This window comes from Paraburkholderia sp. GAS38 (assembly GCF_050434965.1).
GTDB classification, from domain to species: Bacteria; Pseudomonadota; Gammaproteobacteria; order Burkholderiales; family Burkholderiaceae; genus Paraburkholderia; species Paraburkholderia phenazinium_A.
On the sequence record NZ_JBNDJO010000004.1, the window covers coordinates 157,774 to 170,622 of the forward strand.

General features: G+C 65.0%; 9 protein-coding genes. 2 read left to right on the forward strand and 7 right to left on the reverse strand.

Going from position 1 to position 12,849, the window contains the following annotated elements:
- The first annotated feature begins 154 nt into the window (after positions 1-154).
- Positions 155-1,255 (forward strand): sensor histidine kinase, encoded by a 1,101-nt coding sequence (locus P3T42_RS11130; protein WP_429306066.1) that lies wholly within the window; start codon positions 155-157, stop codon positions 1,253-1,255.
- Positions 1,256-1,285: 30 nt separating this feature from the next.
- Positions 1,286-2,119 carry a LytR/AlgR family response regulator transcription factor gene (locus P3T42_RS11135; protein ID WP_429306067.1) on the forward strand — a complete coding sequence of 278 codons (834 nt, stop codon included), beginning with the start codon at positions 1,286-1,288 and terminating at the stop codon, positions 2,117-2,119.
- A 45-nt stretch (positions 2,120-2,164) separates the two neighbouring features.
- Here the strand turns inward: P3T42_RS11135 and P3T42_RS11140 are convergent, their stop codons facing one another.
- The 7 genes from P3T42_RS11140 to katE form a co-directional block, all read right to left on the reverse strand.
- Positions 2,165-3,193, reverse strand: a complete 1,029-nt coding sequence (locus tag P3T42_RS11140) for a sulfonate ABC transporter substrate-binding protein (protein ID WP_074295279.1) — start codon at positions 3,191-3,193, stop codon at positions 2,165-2,167.
- Positions 3,194-3,394: 201 nt separating this feature from the next.
- Positions 3,395-3,931, reverse strand: a complete 537-nt coding sequence (locus P3T42_RS11145; protein WP_429306068.1) for a carboxymuconolactone decarboxylase family protein — start codon at positions 3,929-3,931, stop codon at positions 3,395-3,397.
- A gap of 135 nt (positions 3,932-4,066) precedes the next feature.
- On the reverse strand, positions 4,067-5,194 hold the full coding sequence (locus P3T42_RS11150) for a hybrid sensor histidine kinase/response regulator (protein ID WP_074295278.1): 1,128 nt from the start codon (positions 5,192-5,194) through the stop codon (positions 4,067-4,069).
- A 9-nt stretch (positions 5,195-5,203) separates the two neighbouring features.
- Positions 5,204-5,836 carry a chemotaxis protein CheB gene (locus tag P3T42_RS11155; protein WP_429306069.1) on the reverse strand — a complete coding sequence of 211 codons (633 nt, stop codon included), beginning with the start codon at positions 5,834-5,836 and terminating at the stop codon, positions 5,204-5,206.
- Positions 5,837-5,893: 57 nt separating this feature from the next.
- Complete coding sequence (locus P3T42_RS11160; RefSeq protein ID WP_074295277.1) at positions 5,894-6,751, reverse strand: CheR family methyltransferase; 858 nt, start codon at positions 6,749-6,751, stop codon at positions 5,894-5,896.
- Positions 6,752-6,769: 18 nt separating this feature from the next.
- Positions 6,770-10,402 (reverse strand): response regulator, encoded by a 3,633-nt coding sequence (locus tag P3T42_RS11165; RefSeq protein ID WP_429306070.1) that lies wholly within the window; start codon positions 10,400-10,402, stop codon positions 6,770-6,772.
- 292 nt (positions 10,403-10,694) lie between these two features.
- Complete coding sequence (gene katE, locus P3T42_RS11170; protein WP_429306071.1) at positions 10,695-12,809, reverse strand: catalase HPII; 2,115 nt, start codon at positions 12,807-12,809, stop codon at positions 10,695-10,697.
- Positions 12,810-12,849 lie beyond the last annotated feature (40 nt).

Below are 12,849 nucleotides of genomic sequence, written 5' to 3' on the forward strand. Positions count from 1 at the left end.
AGCCCGCCGACCGGCCATGCCTCGATGGCCTGGTCGATCCCCTGACCCGCTACAATCGGCTGCAGGTAGAACGGGCCGGCTGGCTGCGCGAATGCGCGGCCCTTTCATCCCCTACGCCACCCCGCGCGACGAGCGCCTGACTCCGGACTGTCGCATGCCCCCGTATCCGATCGTTTTCAAATGGCTTTGGCGTGAACTGCGCATCACGATCCTCATCTCGCTGGCCTGCACGTTCATGTTCGGCCCGATATCGGACGGGGAGTTCGGCTCCAATCTGTTCTACTCGTTCACCGTCACGCTGTGCATCCAGGCTCTGATCGAAACGGGGCGCTACGGCCTGTCGAGCCCACTGTTCCGGCGCCCTCCCGAGAGTCCGCAAGACCGCACGCCCGAGAACCTCGCGGCCCAGCGGCGCTGGCCAGGCTGGGCCTTGATGACGCCGTGGGTGGCGATGTCGGCCGTAGTGGGTTACGTCGGCGGGCATCGGCTCGGCGATCTGATCACCGGCACGCATCATCCGACGCTCGGCTTCATGCGCAATGCGCAGTCGCTGTTGCCCACCCTCTTGCCTGCGTTCGTGCTGGCGATCGGCTGCACCTATTTCTTCTATGTCCGTGGGCGGCTCGCCGCGACCGAGGCACGCGCACAAGCTGCGTTGCGCACCTCCGCGGAGAATCAGTTGAAGCTGCTGGTGTCGCAACTGGAGCCGCACATGCTGTTCAACACGCTCGCCAATCTGCGCGTGCTGATCGGTACGGACCCGGCCCGGGCCCAGGCGATGCTCGATCATCTGAACGGCTTTCTGCGCGCCACGCTCGACGCCTCGCGTTCCAGCTCGCACGCGCTGGCCGCGGAGTTTACCCGCATCGGCGATTACCTCGAGTTGATGCAGGTCCGCATGGGACCGCGCCTGCGCGGCACGCTCGATCTGCCCGCCGAGCTGAGCAGCCTGCCCGTGCCGCCGCTACTGCTGCAACCGCTGGTCGAGAATTCGATCAAGCATGGGCTCGAACCGAGCGTGTCGGGCGGGCAGATCGAGATCGCCGCCCGCCGCGACGGCCACGCACTCGTGCTGAGCGTGCGCGACACGGGTGTGGGCCTCGGCGCCGCGCCCTCGCACGGCAGCCGCTTCGGCATGCAGCAGGTGCGCGAACGGCTCGCGGCGCTGTACGGCAACGCGGCCTCGCTTGAACTGACCGCTCCGGACGACGGCCGCGGCGGCGCGCTCGCCGTGGTCCGCTTGCCCGTCGCCTGAGTCCACTCCATCCAACACGACCTTCTCCCTATGCACGCTACCGCTCTGATCGCCGAAGACGAACCCTTGCTCTCCGCCAACCTGCAAGCCGAACTGCTCCGTCTGTGGCCGGAACTGCGCATCGTCGCGAGCGTCGGCGATGGGGCGTCGGCGCTCAGGCAGGGTCTCGCGCTGCAGCCCGACGTGCTGTTCCTCGATATCCGCATGCCTGGGATGAGCGGTCTGGAAGCCGCCCAGGCGCTGGCCGAAGACTGGCCCGACGCGGGCCGTCCGCTGCCGCTGCTGGTCTTCGTGACGGCATACGACGAATACGCGCTGCACGCCTTCGAACGCGCCGCGCTCGACTATGTCCTCAAGCCGGTGCAGCCGGAACGGCTGGCAAAAACCTGCGAGCGTCTGCAAGCGGCGTTGCAGGCGCGTGCGCAATCGCAACCGCAAGGCGGGGATCTGGCGTTGGCGCCGATGATCGATCAGTTGCGCACGCTGTTCGGCGCGGGGATAGCGGGTGCATCGGGTGCACCCGGTGCTGCGCCGGCCGCGCCGCTGCGCATGATCCAGGCGAGCGCCGGCAACACGATCACGATGATCCCGGTCAGCGAGGTGCTGTACTTCGAAGCGGCAGACAAATACGTGCGCGTGATTACGGCCGTCCAGGAACACCTGATCCGCACATCCTTGCGGGAACTGCTGCTGCAACTCGACCCGCAGCAGTTCTGGCAGATTCACCGCGGCACGGTGGTGCGCGCCGAGATGATTGCCAGCGCGTCACGCGACGATGCCGGCAAGCTCACGCTCAGCCTGCGCGGCCACACCGACAGGCTGAGCGTGAGCCGCCTGTACGCCGATCAGTTCAAGGGCATGTAAGACGGCGGCGCTCGCTTGGGCGAGCGCGCCTGGGTTGGCAACGCCTCAGCCGACCGTGTTCCAGCGCGCATCCGCCACGGTCAGCTTCTTCGGAATCAGCTTGAGCTCGGTGAACGTGTCCGCAATCTCCTGCTGATACGCGAGCGTGGCATCGGTGATCGGTTGCACGCCGTAACCGGCGCGTCCCAGCGCCAGCTCGAGCGTCGCCGTATCGAGTCCGACGAGCGGCGACAACTGGGCGGCAACCGCGGAGACGTTGTTGCGTCCCCACTGGTCCACCTGGTTCAGCTCGTCGAGCAGCGTATGCAGCACCTGCGGCTGGGCGTCGGCAAACTTGCGCGACGAGACGTAGTACTGGGTGTTGCGCACGATGCCTTCGGCATTGGTCAGCACCCGCGCATTGGCCTGACGCTGGATGGCGGCCAGATACGGATCCCAGATCACCCACGCGTCGACACTGCGCTGCACGAATGCGGCGCGTGCGTCGGCGGGCGTGAGGTAGATGGGCTGGATATCGGTGTAGGCCAGGCCAGCGCGCTGCAAGGCCTTGACCAGCAGATAGTGGACGTTCGAGCCGCGATTGAGCGCGACTTTCTTGCCGCGCAGGTCCGCCACCGTGCGGATCGGCGAATCCTGCTGCACGACCAGCGCTTCGCCTTTGGGCGCGGGCGGCTCGTTGGCGATGTAGACGAAATCGACGCCGCCGGCCTGGGCAAAGATAGGCGGCGTTTCGCCGACCGTGCCGACATCCACCGCGCCCGCGTTCAAGCCTTCGAGCAATTGCGGTCCGGCGGGAAATTCGAGCCACTGCACCCCCACGCCTTGCTGGGCGAGGCGTTTTTCGAGCGAGCCGCGTGCCTTCAGGACGACGAAATTTCCGTACTTCTGGAAGCCGATCCGCAACGTTTTTGCATTCCCCTGCGCGAGCGCCGACGAACTCGACAGTAGCGCCCCAGCGCCTCCCGCCATGACGGCGCCGGTGCCCACGGCGAGCGCGCCTGCCGCCTTCAGAAGCGTGCGGCGGCTGGAATCGACCGGCTGCGCGCCGGGCGTGGAATGATCTGATGAAGCCATGGCTGTCCTTCGCTAGTTCGTGATGGGTTGTACCGCCGCAAGCGGACGGGCCATCGCGGGGCGATGATCAGCATAAGGACGCCCCGGCGCGAAGCGAACCAATCATTGCGCATATGCAAAGCATGGCGGGTGGGAAAGCGGCGGGACGGTGGCGCTGCCCGAGGTTTCGCGGCGCCCGCCGCGAAACCTCAGCGCCCCGCTTTACGCTACGGCGGGAAAATCCAGCGTCGTATCGTTCACGCGGTTCACCAGGTTGGTGAAGGTGATGGAGGCGATCGCCAGCGCCACTTCGATGACCTGCTGTTCGCTGTAGCCGGCCGCGCGCACCGCGTCGAGCTCTTGCGCCGCCACCGTGCCGTGCGTGCCGACCAGCGTGCGGACAAAGCGCACCAGCGCATCGCGCTTCGCGTCGCCCGTCGCGGTACCGGCGCGGACCTGCTTCATGACGTCCGGCGACAGACCGGCAAACTTGCCCATCAGCGTATGGGCAGCGATACAGTAGTCACAGCCCGCCACTTCGCTAACCGCCAGCTTGATCACTTCGATATCCGCTTTGGCGAGGCTGCTGCTCGCCAGCACGGCGTCGACGCCGAGCATCGCGCCGAGCGCAGCCGGGCTGTGGGTACCGATGGTGGCGTAGGCATTCGGCACCTTGCCGGCCGCCTTCTTGATTTTGGCGAAAAGTTCGGCGGCAGCGCCGGTGGCGGCTTCAGGTTGGATTGCGGTAAGACGGGACATGATCGACTCCTTGAGATTGGGTTTCATCTGCTAGCCATGTCGTATGGCATGGAAGTCAGTGTAGCCAGCCTCAGTGAGCATGTTAATGCCACTAAATTGCAACTATATGCTCAAACGTCTCATCAGCATTCCGTCCTAACGCCCGCTCAGTGAGCCGCGCCCACGCACGGGCGTGCGCGGCAGTTCGATGGAGAAGACCGTGCCCTGCGTCTCATCCGACTGCACGCCGACCTCGCCACCATGCATATGGACGATCTCGCGCACGATATGCAGGCCGAGCCCGAGCCCTTCGCGCGACCGCCCACCGACGCTCCCGGCGCCGAACGCCTTGAACAGATGCGGCACGACCTCGGCGGGAATCACGCCCCGGTTCGTCACGCTCAGCGCGATCCGCTCGGCCCTCCCGGCGTCGATCCGTACCACGATGCTGCCGCCCGGCTCGCCGTGATGCAGCGCATTGCTGATCAGGTTCGAGATGGCTTGCCACATCAGATCGGTGTCCCAGCGGCCCGCCGAATCGCCCTCGCTCGCGAGGACGATCTGCCCGGCGCCCTTGTGAGTGGCGAATTCGTCGACCACGGACTGGCACAGCGTCGCCAGCTCGATCGAACGCGGTTGCAAGTGCAGCCGCCCGCCTTGCAGCCGCGCGAGATTGAGCAACTGGTCGACCATGCGGGCCATGCGCAGCGAACTGCTCTTGATGCGCGTCGCGGTGGTCGTCACCGTGTCGCCGGCTTCAAGGCGCATCAGATATTCGGCCGACGACAGCACCGCGCCGAGCGGCGTGCGCAGATCGTGGCTCAGCACGGCCATCAGCATCTCGTTGGCCTCGAGCATCTGGCGCGTGGTCACCAGTTGCGCGGCCAGTTGGCGCTTCTGCTGCTCGAGTTGCACGAAGACATCCACCTTCGATTGCAGGATGCGCGAATCGAACGGCTTGTAGAGGAAATCCACCGCACCGGCTTCATAGCCGCGGAAGGTGCGCGAGGCGTCCTGCGCGGTGGCCGTGAGAAAGATGATCGGCACGTGCGAGGTGCGCGGGCTGCCGCGCATCAGCGAGGCCAGTTCGAAGCCGTTCATGCCGGGCATGTTGACGTCGAGGATGGCGAGCGCCACCTCGTGCTTGAGCAGCAGGTCCAGCGCGGCCGTGCCGGAGTCGGCCACCAGCAGGTTGATGTCAGGCTGGGTCAACGACGCCTGCAGCGCCGTGATGTTATGCGCGATGTCGTCGACGATCAGAATGTTGACAGAGGGATTCGTCATGGCATCGGGTCAGGAATCGTGGTCGGTAAAGGCCGGCAGTCGGGCAAGACGACGGGCCATGGTAGAGGGTGACAACACTTCGTCCACTGCGCCGCGTTCGATTGCGGCGCGCGGCATTTCCGGCGACGCGGCGGTTTCAGGCGCCTGCGCCCAGGCGGCGCCACCGGCGGCGCGCACCGTTTCGAGGCCGCGCACGCCGTCTTCATTGGCGCCCGAGAGCAGGATGGCGAGCACACGTTCGCGATACCGCCACGCCGCGGATTCGAACATCACATCAATGGACGGCCGCGAAAAGCGCACGGCCGCCTCGGTGGAGAGCGCCACGGTGCGGTCGTCTTCCACCAGCATGTGATAGCCGGGCGGCGCGACGTAGACGCGGCCGGCGAGAATCCGCTCGCCGGCATCCGGTTCGATCACCGGCAAGCTGCTGCGACGGCCGAAGCTCTCCACCAGATAACTCGGCGGATCGGGCGGCAGGTGCACCACAATCATGACGGCCGCCGCGAAGTCGCTGGGCAGCGCGGCCAGCAAGCCGTTCAGGACGTCGATGCCACCCGCCGACGCGCCGAGCGCCACCAGTTCGAACGCACGCGACTGCGTCGAGGCGGGCTGGCGCTTCACGGCGGGACGGATGGCTCGCATAGGGGCTCGCGTCAGGATCCACAAGGTTGGCCGGACAAGATGGACATGGCGCTCATGCTAGCGTTTCTGATAAATGCGCTCGCGCGGACAAAATTCGTCGAACGCTTCGTGCTGGTTCGAAAAACGCAAACTTTCCTTGCTGCCGAGGCCGAGAAAGCCGCGCCGTACCAGGGCGCGCTGAAACAGCCCCAGCGCGCGGTCCTGCAACGCGCGGTCGAAATAGATCATAACGTTGCGGCACGACACCAGATGTGCTTCAAGGAACACTTCGTCGGTCGACAGGCTGTGATCGGCGAACACCACCCGGTCCTTCAGCGCGCCGGCAAAGCGCGCGCCGCCGTAGGCCGCGTGATAGTAGTCCGAGAGCGAACGCTTGCCGCCCGCCGCCAGGTAGTTTTGCGTGAAGCCGGCAATCCGGTCGAGCGCATAGATGCCGGCTTCGGCCCGCGCCAGCGCGTCGGGGTTGATATCCGTAGCGTAGAACAAGGTGCGCTCGGTGAGGCCCTCTTCGTCGAAGAGAATCTTCAGCGACCATAGTTCCTCGCCCGTGCTGCATCCGGCCACCCAGACCTTGATGGACGGATAGGTCCGCAACACCGGCATGACCTGCTGGCGCAGCGCCAGAAAATAGGCAGGATCGCGAAACATATCGCTCACCTGCACCGTCAGGTATTGAAACAGCCGGGCGAAATCGGCGCCGCTGCGCATGATGCGATCCTGCATCTGCGAGAGCGTGGCGAGGCCGAACTCGTCGAGCGCCTGGGTCAACCGGCGGCGCAGCGAGGACATCGCGTAGTGGCGAAAGTCGTGCTGGTACTTCAGGTAGATGGCCTCGAGCAGCAGCGTCAGTTCGATGTCGAAATCGCTGATACGCGGGGGCCGCGGCTCGGGCGCAGTCGTTGGGTTCGTCTTCATGGCTCGGGTTCTCTACGGCTAGCGCTGCCGCAACCACACGCGGCACAGCGAGACGAGCTTGTCGACGTCGATCGGCTTCGAGATGTAGTCGTCCGCACCCGCCTCCAGGCAGCGCACCCGGTCGTTCGCCATCGCCTTCGCGGTCAGCGCGATGATCGGCAGGTGGGCAAAGCGCGGATTGCGGCGGATCTCGGCCATCGCCGTCAGGCCGTCCATCTCCGGCATCATGATGTCCATCAGCACCAGATCGACCTCAGGTTGCGTCTCCAGCAACTCGAGCGCTTCGCGGCCGTTGCGCGCAATCTGCAGCTTCGCGCCGAGCGGCTCGATCACGTGCGACAGCGCGAAAATATTGCGCACATCGTCTTCGGCCAGCAGGATGTTGCGGCCTTCGAACGCGTTGTCGCGTTGCCGCACGGTGCGCAGCATGCGTTGCTGCTCCGGCGCGAGCGACGATTCCACGCTATGCAGGAACAGCGTCACTTCGTCGAGCAGCCGTTCGGGCGATTTCGCCCCCTTGATGATGATCGATTTCGAATAGCGGCGCAGCCGGTGCTCTTCTTCGCTGGACAGCATCCGGCCGGTATAGACGATCACCGGCAGCGCGAGATGGGCGGCGTCGAGCGCGAGCCGTTCGAGCAGGTCGTAGCCTGTGCCGTCCGGCAGCGCGAGATCCGTCACCACGCAATCGAAGCTGCTCGCCGCCAGTTCGTCGAAGGCGCTCGCGAGCGTCGCCACGGCGACGATTTCCGTGTTCGCGCTTTGCAGCAGCGCGCGAATGCTCTCGCGCATCGCCGCATCGTCTTCGATTACCAGCACGCGCTTCAGGCGTTGCTGCAGGCGCGTTTCGAGGCGGCGGATCGCCGCTTCCAGCGTCGAGCGTGCGGTCGGCTTGAGCGTATAGCCGATGGCGCCCAGATGGAGCGCCTTGTCGGCGTGATCGGTGGCCGAGACGATGTGGATCGGGATATGGCGCGTGAGCGGATCGTTCTTCAGCCATTCGAGCACGGTCAGGCCCGAGCGGTCCGGCAAACCGACGTCGAGCAGCACGGCCGCGGGCCGCATGTCGCGCACCAGGGCGACGCCGCTCGCGGCATCGGTGGCGTGCAGGAAGTCGAAGTCGAGCTCGTGGGCCAGGTCGCGCAGGATCTCGGCGAACGGGATGTCGTCCTCGATCGCGAGAATCAGCCGGCTGCCGCGCGCCCGCTCGTAGCGGTCGTCGCCGATCGGCGCGCCGCCGCTTTCCTCGGCGCCGTTGCGTGCGCCGGCTTCGGCGAGTCGCGCTGGCTGGAGTGCGGCGGCGCCTGTAGTGGCGGTCGCTGCGGCGGCCGTTATGGCGGCCGTTATGGCGCTCGCCGCGTTGACGGACGGTGCGAAGGACGACGAAGCATGCGCCACCGGCGCGGGCGTGGCAGCCGAGTTGGATGATGGTCTAAAAGCGTCAGACCCAGCCGCCCCAGCTTCGCTCGGCCCAGCTTTCTCAGCCTCTGCGGCGGCCACTGCGGCGCTCGCATCGCTCGGCAGCCACAGTGTGAACACACTGCCCTTGCCCGGTTCGCTCGCCACCGTAATACGCCCGCCCAGCAGCCGCGCGAATTCGCGTGAAATCGACAGACCCAGGCCACTGCCGCCGTAGTGCCGGCTGGTGGAGCCATCGGCCTGCTGGAAGGCCTCGAAAATCATCTCCAGTTTGTCCGCTGCAATGCCAATGCCGGAGTCGCGCACCTCGAAACGCAACAGGCCATCCTCGGCCGGCGCCACGCTCAGCGACACCTCGCCGCGCTCGGTGAATTTCACGGCATTCGACAGCAGATTGCGCAGCACCTGCACCGTGCGCTGGCTGTCGGTGATCATCGTGTCGGGCACACCGGGCGCGCGATCGAAGCTCAGCTTCAGGTGCTTCGCCGCGGCCATCGGCGCAAAGGTTTCGCGCAGCGACTGCAGCATGCCGTCGAGCGAGACGGTTTCCAGTTCGATGCTGATCTGTCCGGCCTCGACCTTCGACAGATCGAGAATGTCGTTGATCAGCACCAGCAGGTCGCTATTGGACGCGTGAATCGTTTCCGCGTAGCGCACCTGCTCTTCGGTCAGATTGCCGGTGCGATTTTGCTGCAGCAGTTTGGCGAGGATCAGCGAGCTGTTCAGCGGCGTGCGCAACTCGTGCGACATGTTGGCGAGGAACTCGGACTTGTAGCGGCTCGACTGTTCGAGCCGTGCCGCGTTGGTGGACAGTTCGTCCTGCGCGCGCAACAGATCGGCTTTTTGCCGTTCGAGACGCTGCGCGTACTCTTCGAGCTGCACATTGGTCTGTTCCAGCTCGGCCTGCTGGTTTTCGAGCCGCGACTGCGAATCGAGCAGCGCGCGGCCGCGCTCTTCCAGGCCTTCGTTCGAGACGCGCAGTTCTTCCTGTTGAACCTGCAGTTCCTCGTTCAGTTGCTGCATCTCGACCAGCGTGTCCTGCAGGCGCTCGCGATACAGCGCGGCCTCGAGGAAGTCGCCCATGCCGCCGGCAATCAGTTGCAGGAGTTCCTGGTCGCGTTCGACCAGCGCGCGCATGAAGCCGAGTTCGACCACCCCGTTGACGACGCCGTCGTTCTCGATGGGCAAAACAATCAGGTTCCTGGGCGGGCTCATGCCGAGGCCCGATACGACCTTCACGTAATCGTCCGGCACGTCCTTCAGCAGGATCGTCCGGCGCGTCAGCGCGGCCTGGCCGATCAGGCTCTCGGCATTCTGGAAATGCTGCGAGGCCTGTTCGCTTTCGAGGCTGAAACCGTAGGAGGCGGCGCGATGCAGCGTGCCGGTTTCCTTGTCGCGGATATAGAGCGCCGCCACCGAGACGCCCAGATACTGCGCCAGAAACTCGAGCATGGCGCGGCCGACGAGCGTCGGCGTGGTTTGCCCCACCACCTTCTCGGCGAGCAGCCGCTGCCCCGAGCGCAACCAGACCTGCTGTTGCAACACCTCGGTCTGTTCGTCCTGTTGCCTGAGCACACCATCGTAGGATGCGGACAGGTCGAGCAACTCGCGTCGCCCCCGCCACGCCAGAAACAGGCTGACCACCACGCTAAAGAACAGAAAGATGCCGACCATGACGGCCATGACATTGCGCGTGGCAATGGCACGCTCCCGCCTCAGAACCAGCTCCGCATCGAGAAAGTCGCTGAACAGCCGGCGCGTCTCGTCGAAAGCGATCTTGCCGCGGGTGCTCGCCGCTTCCGGTTCGTAGGCCTGGTTCCTGCGGCGCAGATCGATCATCTGCTGCGCGTAGTTGTCCCATAGCGCCTGCACCGCCTGGATCCGCTTGAGGCGATCGACCTGGGGCGGGTTGTCGGAGACCATATCCATCAGCGAATTGATCTCGGTCTGGAAGCGCGCTTGCCCCAACTCGTACGGCGCCAGAAAACTCTCGTCGCCGGTAATCAGGAAGCCGCGCATGGACGACTCGCGGTCCACGGCGAGCCGCATTATTTCGTTGGCGTTGCCGATCACCCGCTCCGAGTGCTCGGCCCAGCTCATCGTATTCACCAGGTAAGCAACCAGCGCGACGAACACCACGGCGGTCAATAGACCCATGGCGAGCGGCAGCACGATGTTGCGACGGATGATGCGGCGGAACTGGTCTTTGTCGACAGCAGTGAAGGCAGGCATTTTTTCTGTGTTTCGTCCGGTCAGTTTGCTCGGCTCGGCAATTTCGACTGAGGTACCGCCACCACAAGATACGTTGTCAACGTCCATGCCGCCGAAACGGCAGCGGGACGCCACGCAAAGGCTTGAAACATTCGATTGAAGCCGCGCGCCCGGTCGACTCTCTCACGGCACGACGGCCACGTATCATACAGCGACTATACCCATTCGATCCATGCGCTTTGCCTCGCGCAGGCATGCCGGGCATTGGTTGCGCGCGCATCGATCGGACACGCGCGCTGCTGCCATCCACGGTTCAAGCCGGCACCGACTCCGCCAACGCCTGACGCGACCACACCCGATGCTGCTGCGCCGCCGCAACGAACGCCTTCATGACCTCGGCGAGCTGCTTGTCGTCGCCGGTCGCGACACCGTCTGCGTCGGCTGGCAGATGCGCCGCATCGAGCACGTCGCGACCGGCGCCGAGCGCCGCAATCGCCTTCAGATGCTTGAACGCTTCGAGCACGAAATGCCGCGCGTCGCCCGATTGCGCAAGCGCCCTCGCGCCCGCCTCGCCGCCGACCACCACGATTGCATCGAACATGATCGACGGCATGCCGGCAATCGTCGCATCGGGCTGCAAACTGCCGATGGCCGCGAGCGTCGGCGCGACCAGCAACGGCGTAGCGCCTTCGCCGCGCAGGGTCTGCTGGAGCTTGCCGATAGCAGCGACGTCCGAGCCGGGCGCGGCCAGCAAGGCAATCTTGCGGGTCTTGATGCCGGGCTTCGCGCGGTTGAGCAGGCTCAAGGCCGGTGAGGTCTCCGGCTTCGCGGCGGCCGGCGCCTTGCCCTTCTTCGGCGCGGGCAAGCCGAGGCCGGCCGCGACTTCGGCGGCCAGACCGGCGTCGAAGTTAGCGAGAATCTGGTTGACGACACGCTCGCGAATCTCCGGCTTGGTCACCTTGCCGAGTTCGAACTGGTAAGCCGCGGCGATGTGCGCCTTCTCGACCTCGGACATGCTGCGATAGAACAGCCCCGCCTGCGAGAAGTGATCGGCGAACGATTCGCTGCGCACGCGAATTTTTTCGCCGTCGATGCGCTCGTGGTAGCTCTCGAAACCGCCGTCCGAGGCCGCCGGATCGGTCTCCTTCGGCCAGCCGCCGCTGAACGAATTCGGTTCATACGAAGCCTGCCCGACGTGGATCGCCTGACGATGCATCGCGTCACGCTGATTGTTCTGAAACGGGCACACCGGACGGTTGATCGGAATTTCGTGGAAGTTCGGGCCGCCGAGGCGACTGATCTGCGTATCCGTGTACGAAAAGAGCCGCCCCTGCAACAGCGGATCGTTGCTGAAGTCGATGCCAGGTACGACGTGACCGGGATGGAACGCCACCTGTTCGGTCTCGGCGAAGAAATTGTCGGGGTTCCGATTGAGCGTCATCTTGCCGATGATCTGCACCGGCACCGTTTCTTCGGGAATCAGCTTGGTCGGATCGAGCAGGTCGAAGGGAAAGCTGTGCTCGTCCTGCTCTTCGACAATCTGCACGCCCAGCTCGAACTCGGGAAAATCGCCGCGCTCGATGGCTTCCCACAGGTCGCGCCGGTGGAAGTCCGGATCCTTGCCGGCGAGTTTCTGCGCCTCGTCCCACAACAGCGAATAGGAGCCGAGCACAGGACGCCAGTGAAACTTGACGAAGCGCGCCTTGCCCGCGGCATTGACGAAACGGAACGTGTGGATGCCGAAGCCTTCCATGGTCCTCAGGCTGCGCGGAATCGCGCGGTCCGACATGGTCCACAGCACCATGTGGGCGGATTCGGGCACCAGCGAGACGAAGTCCCAGAAGGTGTCGTGCGCGGAACCGCCGGTCGGCATTTCATTCGGCGCTTCCGGTTTGACCGCGTGGACGAAGTCGGGAAACTTGATCGCGTCCTGAATGAAGAACACCGGCATGTTGTTGCCCACCAGGTCGTAATTGCCTTCCTGTGTGTAGAACTTGACGGCGAAGCCGCGCACGTCGCGCACGGTATCGGCCGAGCCGCGCGGTCCCTGCACCGTCGAAAAGCGCACATAGACCGGTGTCTCCACGGCCGGGTCCTGCAGAAACGCAGCCTTGGTGTAGTCGCTCTGCGGCTTGTACACCTTGAATACGCCATGGGCCGCGGAGCCGCGCGCATGCACGATGCGCTCGGGAATGCGCTCATGGTCGAAGTGCGTGATCTTTTCACGCATGATGAAATCTTCCAGCAGCGACGGACCGCGCACACCGGCGCGCAAGCTGTTCTGGTTGTCGGCGATCTTCACGCCCTGATTGGTCCGCAGCGCTTCGCCGTCTGGCCGCAAGCGAAACTGTTCGAGATCCTCGGATTTGGAATCGGTGCCCGCGGCGGCGTGGGCAGCGGGCTGTCGGTGATTCGATTTACCTGCCATGGAAAGGCTCCTTGCGTTCGGCGCCGCCAAGCGAAACGTC